Consider the following 14,058-nt stretch of genomic DNA (forward strand, 5'->3'; position numbering starts at 1 on the left):
TACCGTGTTGGTCCAGCAATTTTTCGAGCTCGTAATTTTCAGTCCCGGGGTTGAAAATTACGCGTTTTGGTTTTGTAGCGAGGATATAATCGTGGTACTGTGGCTGCAAAGCCGGACCGATATATAAAGTTATGGTATCGATATCATGATAAATTTCACCAGGTTTTTCAATTTCTACTCCCGCTACCTCACCCCTTTTTATGCCAATGTTAACAATGTTGTGGTTAAAGCGCTTGAGCATGTGGGCAGCTTTGTACGAATATCGTGATGGATCTGGTGATGCACCTATAATCAGTGTTTTCTTCATCTTATTAGTCCTTAATATTTTGATAATAATGCAATCTGACCCGAGTGATAAGCATGATGCTGCGCCAAACCACTTACCAATTCTACATTGCTTACCCCTGTACCTAAAGCAGGATTCCGCTCACTCTTCACTTCATCATTCCACTGGTTATCTTTAAACGATTCGCAGATCCGGATGAGTTCTTCGTTTGCAATTTTAAAATTAAAAATAATACGTTCCCAGGCCTGGGGTGTTCTGGCCTCGGGCTCAGGCCAATCTCCCATTTCTGGCTCTGCAGCTGTTTTACCGGTTAACCTCGAACTTACTTCTTCCGTCCAGGCAGTTAAATGCAGCGCTATTTCTGCAATTGAATGGGCACCAGGCACAAAATGGCTGAATGCTTTCGCAGGATTAACATTGTTCAACGTTTGCATTACATGGTTGCCATGCCATGCATCGCCATTGAAAGCTTTTTTTATTTCGTTCGTGATATTAAACATACCAAAATAACAAATGGTAGAATATAAAGTTTGTTAAGATGCGGTCAATATTGCATTTGCACAATTGATTCCATCGATGGCTGCCGATACAATTCCGCCAGCATAACCTGCGCCTTCGGCACAAGGGTATAAACCTTTTACCTGTGGGTGTTGATAGGTTTCTTTATCCCTCGGTATCCTTACCGGCGAAGAGGTTCTGCTTTCTACTCCTACCAAAATGGCTTCGTTGGTATAATAGCCCCTGATTTTCTTCCCGAATAATGGTAATGCAGCGCGCAGGCTATCAGACACAAAACCGGGCAGAATATTATCGAGCATCGAACTTTTGGTTCCGGGCAGGTAAGAGTTTTTTGGCAGATCGAGCGATAATTTATTGTTTACAAAATCGACCATCCGTTGTGCGGGGGCAACCAGATTTCCTCCACCGGCCTCAAAAGCTGCTTTTTCGATTTCTGATTGAAAGTTCAACATCCTCAACGGATCGTAGCCCTGAACATCATTAAGGGTAACCTGAACTACAGTACCGGAGTTAGCGTAGGGATTATTCCTCTTGGATGGAGACCAGCCGTTTACCACAATTTCATTTTCTCCGGTTGAACATGGTGCAATAATTCCTCCCGGGCACATGCAGAAAGAAAATACCCCTCTGGCACCAACCTGCTCTACCAGACTGTAATAAGCAGGAGGTAAAAATTCAGACCGGATATCGCAATGGTACTGCGCCGAATCGATAATTTCCTGCGGATGTTCTATGCGGACACCCAAGGCAAAAGGTTTTGCCTCGATAAGAATATTTTTACTGTTCAACAATTCGTACACATCCCTTGCCGAGTGACCTGTTGCCAGGATGATATCATCAGCAAGAAGCTTCTCTTCAAAATTGATTTCGATTCCTTTTACCTGTCCAAATTCGATTAAAATATTGGTCATGCGGCTATCGAACATCACCTCGCCACCGGCATTTAAAATGGTATCTTTTATTGAGGTAATGATATGGGGAAGTTTGTTGGTACCAATATGTGGCCGGGCATCAATGGCAATATCGGGCTCTGCACCGTGATTTACAAAAACCTGTAATACCTTATTAATGTCGCCACGTTTGTTAGAGCGGGTATATAACTTACCGTCAGAATAGGTTCCGGCACCGCCTTCGCCATAACAATAATTTGATTCGGTGTTTACAACCCCCTGTTTATTTATCGCGGCCAAATCCCTGCGGCGCTGTTTTACATCCTTGCCCCGTTCGATAATAATGGGTTTCAATCCATTTTCGATACATTGCAAAGCGGCAAATAAACCTGCCGGACCAGCACCGATAATGATAACGGGTTTGGCATTGCTTACATTAGGATAATTAATGGTGTAAACTTCGGGGATGGCTTCTTCATCTACAAAAACCTTTACCTGCAAGCGGAAAATTACTTTACGGGAGCGGGCATCGATTGATCTTTTCAAGATTTCGTAGCCTTTTATCCTCGATTCGGACAATTTTAATCCTTCGGCAAGTTTCTGTTTGATAACCTCTGTTTGCTCAACCTGATGCGGGAGCAAAGTAATTTCGATGTCTTTTTGCATATCAAGTCGGGTTTTTATCCCGAATGGTACAAAGATAAACAACTCATAGCATATTTGATGATTCTATAATATTCCTAATAATTCTCAGCAAACTAATGTTATGTTTTTTGGAAAGCAATTGCAGTATTCCATATGGAGCTTTCTTCCCGCTCTACCTCCTCCCGGCTTTACGTCGGGATCCGTTCGATCGCCTGCCTGCAGCAGGCAGGGGTTTAGGCGGCAGTTTTTCTGCTACTATGCAGGTTTTCCGTGCCACAGCCCAAAGTACTTAGCCCCGATTGGAGCGGGCACGAAGTAAAGCGAAGAGCGGGAACAAATGTTAAAAAAAGCGAAAGACTTTGCGCTTCAAAACAAAAAACATCAGTTTAAACTTTATCCTTAGCTTGCCAACCTGACAGATAATTATCGAAACTGTAACAAAGGCATGCAATTTGATATCTAATTCGTAAATTGAACTATAATTCAATTTGCTTAAAAAGACAAAAACCATAAAAATGAAAAGATTAATATTTGGAATTCTGGCTGCAATAATTGCAGTAAGCACTTTAAGTTCGTGCGGGTATAACAGCATGGTTAAATTGGACGAGAACGTTAAATCGAAATGGGGAACGGTGCAAACACAATATCAGCGGAGGGCCGATCTGATCCCTAACCTTGTTTCAACGGTAAAAGGTGCTGCTAAATTTGAACAGGGCACATTAACGGCGGTAACCGAAGCACGTGCAAAAGCTACGCAGATGACAGTTAAAGCTGATGATTTATCGCCAGAAAACATCCAAAAATTCCAGGCTGCACAGGGCGAATTAAGTCAGGCTTTGGGTAAATTATTATCCATTACCGAAAATTACCCTGAATTAAGGGCTACACAACAGTTCAGCGATTTATCGGCCCAGTTAGAAAGTACCGAAAACCGTATTACGGTTGCACGTAAAGATTTTAACGATGCGGTGCAGGAATATAATGGTAAAATCAGATCATTCCCAACCAATTTAACAGCTGGTATGTTCGGCTTTAAACCAAAAGGATATTTCGAGGCTGATGCTGCTGCAAAAAATGCTCCTAAAGTAGAATTTTAAGAACCTATTATAATTTGGAGGGTAATAAGTGTTTATCAATAAGCATTTATTACCCTTTTTACTTCTTATAAAAATAAGCTCATGCCATTATTTTCGGATATAGAACAAGAAAAGATCGCAAACGCCATATCGGATGCCGAAAAAGCGACTTCGGGAGAGATCAGGATTGCTATTGATAAACTTTGCGAAGGCGATCCCTACGAAAAAGCCATCGAATATTTTCATAAACTGGATATGGATAAAACCGCCAGAAGAAACGGTGTATTGCTTTACCTTGCCCATGCCGATCACAAATTTGCCATTATCGGCGATGTTGGGATTAACCAGTTAGTGCCCGAAGATTTTTGGGAAACCACTAAAATTGCCATGACTGCCCATTTCGCGAAAGGGGATTTAGCGGATGGTATAATTGCAGGGGTTGCGCTGGCCGGAGAAAAACTGGCTTTATTTTTTCCTCCGCAAAAAGGCGACATCAATGAATTGCCAAACGACATTGTTTTTATGGATAATTTAGAAAACAAATAAGCGATGAACAAGATATTCCTTTTATCATTATTTAGTTTATTATCCATTTTTGCTTTTGCACAGGATTTCCCGGAAAAGCCGAATACACTGGTTAATGATTATGCCAATGTACTATCTGCCGGCCAGAAACAGGATTTAGAAAATAAACTTGTCGCTTTTAACGATTCGTCGTCAACACAGATTGCTATAGCGATTTTAAAATCGGTTGGCGATTACGACATTAATGAATATGCGGTAGAACTGGGTAGAAAATGGGGTGTTGGCCAAAACGGAAAAAACAATGGCATAATGATCGTTGTAGCTGTTGGTGATAGAAAGATCTCTATTCAAACCGGTTATGGCGTAGAAGGTGCACTGCCCGATATTTATGCCAAACGCATTATTGATAATGACATTAAACCTAATTTTAAGGCTGGTAATTATTACGCCGGTTTAGATGAAGGTACTACATCAATTATTAAATATACCCGTGGCGAGTATAAAAACGATAACCCAAAAGCTTCTTCGAAGGGTAAAGGCGGTTCGGGTAGTATTGCCATTATCATCATTATTGTTATCGTCATCATCATTATTATGAGGAAAGGCGGCGGAGGCGGCAGTCAGGTAATTGGTGGTAGGGGTGCTTCTAATGCTTTGTTCTGGGCCATGCTTTTCGGAAGCGGTGGCGGAGGCCGTAGCAGCGGTGGCTGGGGCGGTGGTTCATCAGGTGGCGGCGGAGGCGGATTTGGTGGTTTCGGCGGAGGAAGTTTTGGCGGTGGCGGGTCGAGCGGAAGCTGGTAAGATTGGTTTATTGGTTCATTGGTTCATTGGTCATTGGTTTGAATGGTTAACCGGTGAATTGTTTACCCTTCCACTACGCTCTGGGGGTTAATCAATCGCAATTTACCAAAAGCTTAGCGCGGCATCAGCTCTTTGGACTTCCGACACCGGACCCCGGACTAAAAACAACCTTCCAACAAATTAAACATTACAACAAAAAATGTACAGAAGAGACTTAATAACAGCCGAAATACAAAAACTTGCCCAGGTTTTGGCGCGTATAATGGGATTAAAATTAGAAGGCAAGTTGGCAGAGGCGAGTGTCATTTTCGACGAAACAATGCAAAGTGGCTTTCAGCTGCCGAAAGAAATTTTGGAGAGTGAAGACCTTACCGTTTTTGAAAAGTGGCTGACTGAAGATAACCTGCCTCCGGAAAAACTGGATTCGTTGAGCGAATTTTTATATTACGAACTGGGCATCAGTGAAGAGCGTAATAAATTAATTGCTCCAAAACTTAATTTGGTTTATCAATACTTGTCCGATCAGCATAAGATTGTACATTTGGTGAATCTGCACCGTCAGAAAACAATACAGCAATACCTGCGCTAAACGCTTATCGCCCAGCGCCAAACAAAAAAAAGTAGATAAATGATTATAGAAAAGTGGCAGAAACTGGCCTCTAAATATTTGGTAAGAGAAAAGTGGGCTACCTTAAGGGTAGATGAAGTTAAACTTCCGGGTGGGGTTATAAAAGACGATTATTATGTACTCGAATATCCAAACTGGGTAAATGCAATTGCGTTAACAGCAGAAGGAAAGCTCATTATGGTGCGCCAATACCGTCATGCAGCCGATATTATTTCGCTCGAAGTGCCTGGAGGTGTGATAGATGGTGATGAAGTACCCGAGTTTGCCGTTAAACGTGAGCTTTTGGAAGAAACGGGCTACAGTTTCGAAACCTGCAAATTTATAGCCGAGCTTTACCCCAATCCGGCAACATCAGATAACCGGACATTTACCTATTTTTTAACCGGCGGGGTTAAAACCCATGAACAACATTTAGATGAACATGAAATTTTAAATGTGGAAGAATACACGGTTGAAGAGGTAAAGCAATTGATTAAGGAAAATAAAATTGCACAGGCACTGCACGTTGCCGCGTTGTTATATGGCCTGGCCGAAATAGAAAAAATGTAAATTATAAAAATAGTCGTCACCCTGAATTTATTTCAGGGTCTTTCATGCTAAAAAGATGCTGATCCCAATGTGAAAATCGGGATCAGTATGAAGATCAGTCTGGACTAGACTGTATCTAAAATACTAATTCTGCAAATATTAATCGAGCCCATTGGAAAAGATAAATCAGGAAAGTAGTCGAAACGCCTTTCACATTGTTATGGCAGGTCCTTCGACAAGCTCAGGATGACAATATATATTTATGATACCCCTCTTTTTTTATTAATGTATCATCCGTTTATCCAATACCTGATAAGCCTTTTCTAGATATAGCAGTGTATCTTTTTCAGCATTCCCGCTAAGCTGCCCAACTTTAACATCTCCGGCCAAGCCTTCTCCAATTTTTCCGTAACGTTTTAAACTGCGATCAATGGTAATACCTTCGGTTAATACCAAAAATGCACCATCGCTAAGTTTATGCTCCTGGTTTGCAGAAGTTAATCCATTGGTTTTGTTGCCAATAATTGTGGTATTTTTTTGTCCTGCAAAAGATATTGCCACAAACTCGCCGCTGCTCGCTGTTTTTTCGTTGATCAGCACCACGAGATTCGGATTTTTGATTTTTACTTTTTGCTGCTCAAGCTTGATCATATAAACCGCTTTCTTATTTTCGAACAGTTTATCATCCTTAAAATTAAAGAAGATATTTTTCCCATTTCCGTCTACCCATCCTATCGCATTAGATTGATCGATTAATGGCGAGATTGCGGCATACATCGGCGCAAACATCCCCCCTTCATTATCGCGCAGATCCAGTATCCAGCCTTTTGGCTTTTCGGCCTCCAGGTTTACTAAAGCAGCCCTGAAATTGTTTGCAAATTCGTGCCATTCATTCATATTGTAGCTATAAAATGAAGGTAAGGATATGTAAGCGTAACGGTTTTTTAAAATTTCGGCTTTTACTTCAGGGAATGGCTGCCCGGTTAACCGGTACCCTTTTACATAAGCATCGACTGTTTCGGGTGGAAAAAATTTGGAATGGGAATCGCCCAGCTTTTCCAGTACCTCCTTTATAATCGGATAAGTTTCCCTGATTGTTTTTACTTTATCCGCTTTCTGCCTTGCATCATAATAAATTTCATCCCAATTCATTTTGGAGCTATTTACCGCTCTATTTTTGATGATGTTGATTGCTTTTTGTACATAAATTTTAATACTATCGCGTTCAGTTTTTATCAAAATTTCGCTTCCGGAAGATTTAAGCGCAGTAAAAAGCAAAAATACTAAGGTCGCTTTAATCAGATTGTGCTTATTGATATGGCTTTGGGGTTTCGGTAAATTAATCATGTGTTTCTTGTTTAATTCCCGAAATTGGCAGAAAAAGAAAATAACGCGGGATCTAATTGATCAAAGCCTGAATTTCATTGCTGAACCCTTCTTTTACCCAAAAAAAACTAAAAACACCGTAATTACGGTTTTCGTGTATAAATTTTACCGTTTCATACTTTTTCGGGTTGTCTTATTAGGTGATTATGCTATTTTTAGCAAATTTCGGAAATGAAGAAAGCGTATTTTATATACTTGCACATCGGTTACTGGCTCATTTTATGGCTAAAAGAGTTTTTGTTCGGTTTCCAGACCTATAACCTCAACGATTTAAGTTTTGCAACTATTGTATCAACCTTAAGCGTTAAACTCATTGTATTATTTTTTCCGATATGCATTTTCTACACCAGTTTTCTTGTATTGGTACCTAAACTAGTAAGGACAAAAAAGATTATCCTTTACATTATCGCCCTGTTTGTACTTTTTTCTCTGCTCGCCCCTATCCACAAATATGTATATGCAACACTACTACCACAAAAGTTCGGTTGGTATTCTTATGTGTACATTGATAAACTTAATTTCTGGCTATCGTTCCAAACGCTGTTATTCGAAAATTATGTATACATTTTTTTCAGCATAGCGATCAGTTATGTTGGCGGATATTTCGAAACGCAGAAAAAACAGCAGGAACTGGAAAAAGAACAGGCAATAACCGAACTGGCTTATCTAAAATCACAGATCAATCCACACTTTTTATTCAATACCCTTAACGATATTTATTCGCTTACCTACCAAAAAGCAGAAATGGCCCCCGAAGCCGTCTTAAAATTATCGGAACTGCTGAGGTATATGCTGAAAGAAAGCAACGATAGGTTTGCGCCCGTTGAAAAGGAAATTACCTACCTGAAAAATGTGGTAGAATTATACGAAATTGGGCAAAAAGGTATTGCCTATATTGATCTGGAAATTAATGGAGATTATAGAAACAGGGAAATTGCACCGCTGATATTGATCAACTTTATAGAAAATGCCTTTAAACATGGGACTGTAAACGATCCTGAAAATCCAATAAAAATTAAACTTTCCATCAGTGAAACCGATTTTGATTTTGAAGTTTCCAATCAGAAAAATAAGGATTACAAAGATAAAACCGGAGGAATTGGGCTTACCAATGTACAGCGGAGGCTAGCGCTAATTTATCCTGACCGGCACAAACTCAGCATTATTGATGAAAATGATACTTTTACCGTTCACCTGAATATAAAAAATATATGATCCGTTGCGTTGTTGTAGATGATAAGCCGCTTGCTATCGATATCCTGAATGATTATATCAGTAAAATTCCAGACTTAACGCTGGCCTTTAGCAGCACCAATCCATTAGAGGCTTTAGAATATGTGATGAAAAATGATGTGGAACTCGTTTTTCTGGATATTCAGATGCCGCAGCTTAACGGCGTACAGTTTATGAAAATCGTGAATGAAAAATGCCAGATTATCCTCACCACCGCTTATGCGGAATATGCTCTGGAGGGTTTTGAAAACAATGCGATTGATTATCTGCTTAAACCGGTCTCTTTTGAGCGTTTTTACAAAGCTGTGCAAAAAGTTATCCGCCATTTTAGTTTAAACGCGGCAACGCAAACTACTATTACCTACCAGCCTGCCGAACCCGAAAATGATTTCATCTTTGTAAAAACGGAATACAAACTGGTCAAAATCAATACAGATGATATTCTTTTTGTAGAGGGCATGCAAAACTATGTAGCAATACAAACCAAAACCGAAAAAATCCTATCGCTTCAAAGCATTAAGAAAACCGAAGAACAGCTTCCTAAAAAGCAGTTTATCAGGGTACACCGTTCTTTCATTGTTGCGGTAAAAAAGATAAACAGTATCGAACGGGCGAGAATATACATCGGCGATGCGGTTATTCCTTTTGGCGACCTGTACAAAGAAGATTTTTACAAACTGATAGAAGGTAAAAAGTAAAGGCCCGATAAATATCAGGCCTTTATTGTTGTGCATAAACTTTTGAACATGGACGAAAGATTTTACTTTTAAACCCTTCACCTTTCTGCCCATAAACCTGGTTTAGCTCATTTTTAGTTTCTTTTGGATATCGTGTACGTAAGCTTTAAACTTTTTGTCGGTATCGATTAAATCTTCTACGGTTTGGCAGGCATAGATTACAGTACTATGATCGCGGCCACCGAAGAAAGCTCCAATTGTTTTCAATGATGATTTGGTATGGCTTTTTGAAAGGTACATCGAAATCTGACGTGCCTGAACAATCTCGCGTTTACGTGTCTGCGATTTAACCATATCAACCGGAACTTCGAAATATTCACAAACCAATTTCTGGATGTACTCCATCGAAATTTCTTTAGAAGTATTTTTGATGAAGTTTTTCAACATCTGTTTGGCCAGTGCCAGATCAATTTCCTTTTTATTCAAAGTAGCCTGTGCTAAAAGCGACACCATAGCACCTTCAAGCTCACGTACGTTGTTATCAATGTTGTGCGCAACATATTCTACAACCTCGCCAGGTAACTCAATACCATCGGCATACATTTTCTTTCTTAAAATGGCGATACGTGTTTCAAGATCAGGAATCTGCAGATCGGCAGAAAGGCCCCATTTGAAACGGCTCAACAAACGTTCTTCCAAACCAGCTAAATCTTTCGGTGCTTTATCAGATGTTAAGATTACCTGTTTGCCCGATTGGTGAAGGTGGTTAAAAATGTGGAAGAAAATATCCTGTGTTTTTTCCTTACCTGCAAAGTTGTGCACATCATCCATAATGATCACATCCATTGCCTGATAAAAGTTAACGAAATCGTTAATGGTGTTGTTTTTTAATGAGTCTACAAACTGTTGGCAGAATTTCTCGCAACTTACATAGATCACCAATTTATCCGGCATGCTGTGCTTAATCTCGTTACCGATTGCCTGCGCCAGGTGGGTTTTACCCAAGCCCACTCCACCGTAAATCATTAAAGGGTTAAAAGACGTACCTCCTGGTTTAGCCGCCACAGCGTAACCTGCAGAGCGTGCCAAGCGGTTGCAATCTCCCTCAATATAATTTTCGAAGGTGTAGTTGGCATTTAATTGTGGATCAACGTTTAATTTCTTTAATCCGGGGATAATAAAAGGGTTTTTAATATCCTTATTAATGGAAACCGGTATCGGCATCGATTGTACCTTTGCCTCCGCTCCGTTTCCATTTGAGGGCATATTGGTAGTATAAGGATTACCGCTGTTCGATGATTTATCTACAACGATGTTATATTCCAACCTGCCATCCTCTCCAAGTTGTTTCTTTACAGTCTTGCGTAGCAAGCCTACATAATGTTCTTCAAGCCATTCGTAAAAGAACAAACTTGGCACCTGTATGGTTAAAACCTTACCTTCCAACTTAAGGGCAGTTATTGGCTCGAACCAGGTTTTGAAACTTTGGTTCGGAATATTATCCTTAATAATTTGAAGACAGTTCTTCCACACTTCTGTACAAGTTTTTTCCATTGCGATTTCTATAATTTATTGGTTTACAGTGCCGATTCGAAATAAAGGGACGGTCCGTTTCGGGACTACGAATATTGAGAAAATTATCAACATTTTAAACAAAAATTTCAAATAAATCGTAACGTACTGATAAGGAATATAGTAGCCCGCTTAACCTCAATTTTTTATGTTGATAACTATTTATTAACACTGGTTATCCACATTACAATTATTTAACGTGGTTCTCTCCGTTTAATTTCAAATCACTGTTTAAAAAGCAAAATCCAAGCCATTTTAAGCTCAAAATAAGCATTTTAGCTTCCATCAATACTGAATCAACTGAAAATCAATACCATAACTAAAAGAAACTAGCAGCTTTTTAAAGCTAGTGTTAATATATGGCTTATGCAAATCCGCTATTACATATATTTGTATAAGTTTTACGACAGTTTTACTCCGTTATCCGGCAGTTAATGAATATAGTGAATGTCATTCAATATGCGGCACACCAATCACGATATTGACCTAAAAAATAAGGGCCCATAACATTAATTTAGTAAACTCCAAAAGTGCTTCTGAATACATCGGCAATTTCGCCGAGGGTAGCATATTTTTCAACCGCATCTATAATCAGCGGCATGAGGTTGGTATCACTTTTTGCGGCTTCGTCCAACCTGTTTAATGCTTTTTGAACCGCAGCGTTATCACGGATCGTTTTTAAATGTTCGAGCTTTTCGGATTGTAGCTTCCGGATCGAATCGTCGATATTGAAAACTTCGGTTAAACCTTCTTCCTCCTGGGTAAATTTATTTACACCAACCGAAATCCGATCTCCATTTTCGATTTCCTTTTGATATTGGTAAGAAGCACCGGCAATTTCATTCTGCATGTAATCACTTTCAATCGCATTAACAGAACCTCCCATGGCATCGATCCGATCGATATAAGCCCATGCAGCAGCCTCAACTTCATCAGTTAAACTTTCTACAAAGTAAGACCCGGCCAATGGATCTACCGTATCTGTAACACCGCTCTCGAAAGCAATAATCTGCTGGGTGCGCAGTGCAATCTTTGCCGCCGATTCGGTTGGCAACGAAAGTGCTTCATCATATCCATTGGTATGTAAGGATTGGGTTCCGCCCAAAACCGCGGCCATGGCCTGGTTACTCACCCTGATTACATTATTTAAGGGCTGTTGTGCGGTTAAGGTTGAGCCTCCGGTTTGCGTATGGAACCGCAGCATCTGGGCTTTTTCGTCTGTAGCACCCAAATCCCTGGTAATTTTTGCCCACATCCGTCTGGCGGCCCTGAATTTTGCTATTTCTTCGAAAAAATTATTGTGGCAGTTAAAAAAAAACGACAACCGTTTTGCAAATACGTTAATGTCCAAACCTTTATCCAGAGCAGCTTTTAAATAGGTTTTACCATTGGCCAGCGTAAAGGCAAGTTCCTGTACCGCTGTTGATCCGGCTTCACGGATATGGTAACCGGATATGGAAATGGTATTCCACTTGGGCACTTCTTTGCTACAGAACTCAAAAATATCGGTAATTAAACGCATCGATTGCTTTGGCGGATAAATATAGGTTCCCCGGGCGGCGTATTCTTTTAATATATCGTTTTGGATGGTGCCCGAAATCTGTTTCAGATCAGCCTCCTGTTTTTTAGCAAGCGCAATATACATGGCCAACAAGATAGAGGCTGTGGCATTGATCGTCATCGAGGTGGTGATATCTTTCAATTGGATACCATCAAACAAAATTTCGATATCTTTTAACGAATCGATGGCCACCCCTACCTTTCCAACTTCCCCATCGGCCATTTCATGATCAGAATCGTAACCGATCTGCGTAGGAAGATCGAACGCAATCGATAAACCCGTTGTACCCTGTGCCAACAAATAATGATACCGTTTATTCGATTCCTCAGCTGTCGAAAAACCTGCATACTGCCTCATCGTCCATAAGCGCCCACGGTACATATCTTTCTGGATACCCCGTGTAAATGGGAATTCACCCGGAAGTTCCTCCATCGGCTTTGCCGACGTATACAACGCTTTTATTTCGATGCCCGAAGTGGTGGTATGTTTTTTATCGCTCATATTTGGTTAGTTCAATGGTTCATTCGTTCACTAGTCATTTGTTCATTGGGAACTGCAAACCGCCAAATGAAAACTTTAAGATGGTTTATAGGCGAATAACTTGACTGGCTTATCGCCAGGTTTATTAATACCTCAACTATTTTCAATTCGCAATTAACAATATAGCAATCAAACAATAATGCTTCATAGTTTATCTATATCAAAACAATCGCTGGATATCTTTCTTGATCAGCTCGATGGTTAAATCGTAGGGATTTTCTTCAATACCGGCCATGTGCTGTAAAATTGCTTTGCTTAGTTCAATCCCATTTGCATCTGCAGGCAAGCCCTGTACTGCATTATTGATCATGGCAATGGTATCATCTTTTAATTTGCGCACCACATTCCAGGTGATGCTATCTAAATATAATTGCTGGGTGATATTGTGCTGGTATTCTGACCGTACTTCGTTTAAGATCCCGGCCTGTAAAGTACCGATTGCGATGCCCTGCTGATGTAGTCGCACAAGCAGATTGGCAGGATTGATACGATCGATAAATATGATTAAACGCTCATGTGCCTGTAATCTTAGCGGTAAAATGTGCGCACGGCTCTCTTTATTGAGTTCGATGTTTTTTAGGTTGAAGAATCGTTGGATATCGCTCTTCAGAACATAATAAATGGCTATTAGTGCAGCAAAAACGCCTGCAAATAAGATCACTACATCAAGTAAAATCTGTTGGGTATTCATAAGTATTGTTTAATTACGGTAATATTAACAAGCCGTTAAAAGCAAAAATGTGCATTATTATTTATATTTGTAACAGATAAAATTTAAATAACATGAGCACAACAGTTGATACAGCATTTGCACCGGTTACTTTTTCTGAAGGCGCAGCTAAAGAGTTATATAAATTAAAGGATCAGCAGGAGATCGGTGAAGATTATGGATTACGCGTGGGCGTAGAAGGTGGTGGTTGTGCCGGCATGAACTACGTTTTAGGTTTTGACCAGAAAAAAGACGGCGATCAGGAATATTTCATTGATGGCATTAAAGTTTTTATGAACAAAGCACACCAGATGTACTTGATGGGCATGATGATCGATTGGCAGGATGGCTTAAACTCGCGTGGTTTTACCTTCGTTAACCCTAATGCAACCAGCACCTGTGGCTGTGGCACGAGTTTCTCGGCATAAATAAAATATTATTGTAACATATAGTGCAGTCCCCTTGTCTAAACATCGGGACTT

At 40.1% G+C, this 14,058-nt stretch carries 16 protein-coding genes; 9 read left to right on the plus strand and 7 right to left on the minus strand.

From position 1 onward, the window contains the following. The 3 genes from B2V92_RS01445 to B2V92_RS01455 form a co-directional block, all read right to left on the minus strand. Window positions 1–307, minus strand: a 307-nt coding sequence (locus tag B2V92_RS01445; protein ID WP_293304166.1) for a CoA-binding protein, incomplete at its 3' end; no start/stop codon positions are given. Window positions 308–318: 11 nt separating this feature from the next. Next, window positions 319–786, minus strand: coding sequence for a DinB family protein (locus tag B2V92_RS01450; RefSeq protein ID WP_293304167.1), 468 nt, complete (start codon window positions 784–786; stop codon window positions 319–321). A gap of 33 nt (window positions 787–819) precedes the next feature. Beyond that, window positions 820–2,361 (minus strand): NAD(P)/FAD-dependent oxidoreductase, encoded by a 1,542-nt coding sequence (locus B2V92_RS01455; protein WP_293304168.1) that lies wholly within the window; start codon window positions 2,359–2,361, stop codon window positions 820–822. 107 nt (window positions 2,362–2,468) lie between these two features. Between B2V92_RS01455 and B2V92_RS01460 the strand changes: the two genes are divergently transcribed. From B2V92_RS01460 to B2V92_RS01485, 6 genes are all read left to right on the plus strand, one after another. Then, on the plus strand, window positions 2,469–2,633 hold the full coding sequence (locus B2V92_RS01460; protein WP_293304170.1) for a hypothetical protein: 165 nt from the start codon (window positions 2,469–2,471) through the stop codon (window positions 2,631–2,633). Between the two features lie 222 nt (window positions 2,634–2,855). Continuing rightward, on the plus strand, window positions 2,856–3,437 hold the full coding sequence (locus B2V92_RS01465) for a LemA family protein (RefSeq protein WP_293304172.1): 582 nt from the start codon (window positions 2,856–2,858) through the stop codon (window positions 3,435–3,437). 81 nt (window positions 3,438–3,518) lie between these two features. Next, window positions 3,519–3,962: a TPM domain-containing protein gene (locus B2V92_RS01470; RefSeq protein ID WP_293304174.1), complete on the plus strand. Its 444-nt coding sequence runs from the start codon at window positions 3,519–3,521 to the stop codon at window positions 3,960–3,962. 3 nt (window positions 3,963–3,965) lie between these two features. Beyond that, a complete protein-coding gene (locus B2V92_RS01475; protein ID WP_293304176.1) occupies window positions 3,966–4,742 on the plus strand; it encodes a TPM domain-containing protein in 777 nt (258 codons plus the stop codon). A 199-nt stretch (window positions 4,743–4,941) separates the two neighbouring features. Next, the gene (locus B2V92_RS01480) at window positions 4,942–5,331 is read left to right on the plus strand and encodes a hypothetical protein (RefSeq protein ID WP_293304178.1); all 390 of its coding nucleotides are present in this window, start codon (window positions 4,942–4,944) and stop codon (window positions 5,329–5,331) included. A 39-nt stretch (window positions 5,332–5,370) separates the two neighbouring features. Beyond that, window positions 5,371–5,919: an NUDIX hydrolase gene (locus tag B2V92_RS01485; protein ID WP_293304180.1), complete on the plus strand. Its 549-nt coding sequence runs from the start codon at window positions 5,371–5,373 to the stop codon at window positions 5,917–5,919. A gap of 261 nt (window positions 5,920–6,180) precedes the next feature. On the opposite strand, the gene B2V92_RS01490 is transcribed toward B2V92_RS01485, so the two are convergent. Then, window positions 6,181–7,245, minus strand: a complete 1,065-nt coding sequence (locus B2V92_RS01490) for a S41 family peptidase (RefSeq protein WP_293304182.1) — start codon at window positions 7,243–7,245, stop codon at window positions 6,181–6,183. A 210-nt stretch (window positions 7,246–7,455) separates the two neighbouring features. On the opposite strand from B2V92_RS01490, the gene B2V92_RS01495 reads away from it, so the two are divergent. Both B2V92_RS01495 and B2V92_RS01500 read left to right on the plus strand, forming a co-directional pair. After that, a complete protein-coding gene (locus tag B2V92_RS01495) occupies window positions 7,456–8,499 on the plus strand; it encodes a sensor histidine kinase (RefSeq protein ID WP_293304184.1) in 1,044 nt (347 codons plus the stop codon). Continuing rightward, complete coding sequence (locus B2V92_RS01500; protein WP_293304186.1) at window positions 8,496–9,215, plus strand: LytR/AlgR family response regulator transcription factor; 720 nt, start codon at window positions 8,496–8,498, stop codon at window positions 9,213–9,215. Before B2V92_RS01495 ends, B2V92_RS01500 begins: the two co-directional genes overlap by 4 nt. A gap of 102 nt (window positions 9,216–9,317) precedes the next feature. Here the strand turns inward: B2V92_RS01500 and dnaA are convergent, their stop codons facing one another. The 3 genes from dnaA to B2V92_RS01515 form a co-directional block, all read right to left on the minus strand. Next, the gene (gene dnaA, locus B2V92_RS01505) at window positions 9,318–10,748 is read right to left on the minus strand and encodes a chromosomal replication initiator protein DnaA (protein ID WP_113950211.1); all 1,431 of its coding nucleotides are present in this window, start codon (window positions 10,746–10,748) and stop codon (window positions 9,318–9,320) included. Window positions 10,749–11,280: 532 nt separating this feature from the next. Then, window positions 11,281–12,828, minus strand: a complete 1,548-nt coding sequence (locus tag B2V92_RS01510; protein ID WP_293304190.1) for an acyl-CoA mutase large subunit family protein — start codon at window positions 12,826–12,828, stop codon at window positions 11,281–11,283. Between the two features lie 199 nt (window positions 12,829–13,027). Further along, the gene (locus B2V92_RS01515; RefSeq protein WP_293304192.1) at window positions 13,028–13,558 is read right to left on the minus strand and encodes a hypothetical protein; all 531 of its coding nucleotides are present in this window, start codon (window positions 13,556–13,558) and stop codon (window positions 13,028–13,030) included. 92 nt (window positions 13,559–13,650) lie between these two features. Between B2V92_RS01515 and B2V92_RS01520 the strand changes: the two genes are divergently transcribed. Beyond that, window positions 13,651–14,004, plus strand: a complete 354-nt coding sequence (locus B2V92_RS01520) for a HesB/IscA family protein (protein ID WP_113950214.1) — start codon at window positions 13,651–13,653, stop codon at window positions 14,002–14,004. Window positions 14,005–14,058 lie beyond the last annotated feature (54 nt).

Origin of the sequence: Pedobacter sp. UBA5917 (assembly GCF_002432345.1) — a bacterium.
Lineage (GTDB): Bacteria > Bacteroidota > Bacteroidia > Sphingobacteriales > Sphingobacteriaceae > Pedobacter.

Excerpts from the sequence above, each read along its gene's own strand:
- B2V92_RS01450 (WP_293304167.1), bottom strand. The coding sequence starts at position 786 with ATGTTTAATATCACGAACGAAATAAAAAAAGCTTTCAATGGCGATGCA.
- B2V92_RS01455 (WP_293304168.1), bottom strand. The coding sequence starts at position 2,361 with ATGCAAAAAGACATCGAAATTACTTTGCTCCCGCATCAGGTTGAGCAA.
- B2V92_RS01465 (WP_293304172.1), top strand. The coding sequence starts at position 2,856 with ATGAAAAGATTAATATTTGGAATTCTGGCTGCAATAATTGCAGTAAGC.
- B2V92_RS01470 (WP_293304174.1), top strand. The coding sequence starts at position 3,519 with ATGCCATTATTTTCGGATATAGAACAAGAAAAGATCGCAAACGCCATA.
- B2V92_RS01475 (WP_293304176.1), top strand. The coding sequence starts at position 3,966 with ATGAACAAGATATTCCTTTTATCATTATTTAGTTTATTATCCATTTTT.
- B2V92_RS01480 (WP_293304178.1), top strand. The coding sequence starts at position 4,942 with ATGTACAGAAGAGACTTAATAACAGCCGAAATACAAAAACTTGCCCAG.
- B2V92_RS01485 (WP_293304180.1), top strand. The coding sequence starts at position 5,371 with ATGATTATAGAAAAGTGGCAGAAACTGGCCTCTAAATATTTGGTAAGA.
- B2V92_RS01490 (WP_293304182.1), bottom strand. The coding sequence starts at position 7,245 with ATGATTAATTTACCGAAACCCCAAAGCCATATCAATAAGCACAATCTG.
- B2V92_RS01495 (WP_293304184.1), top strand. The coding sequence starts at position 7,456 with ATGAAGAAAGCGTATTTTATATACTTGCACATCGGTTACTGGCTCATT.
- B2V92_RS01500 (WP_293304186.1), top strand. The coding sequence starts at position 8,496 with ATGATCCGTTGCGTTGTTGTAGATGATAAGCCGCTTGCTATCGATATC.
- dnaA (WP_113950211.1), bottom strand. The coding sequence starts at position 10,748 with ATGGAAAAAACTTGTACAGAAGTGTGGAAGAACTGTCTTCAAATTATT.
- B2V92_RS01510 (WP_293304190.1), bottom strand. The coding sequence starts at position 12,828 with ATGAGCGATAAAAAACATACCACCACTTCGGGCATCGAAATAAAAGCG.
- B2V92_RS01515 (WP_293304192.1), bottom strand. The coding sequence starts at position 13,558 with ATGAATACCCAACAGATTTTACTTGATGTAGTGATCTTATTTGCAGGC.
- B2V92_RS01520 (WP_113950214.1), top strand. The coding sequence starts at position 13,651 with ATGAGCACAACAGTTGATACAGCATTTGCACCGGTTACTTTTTCTGAA.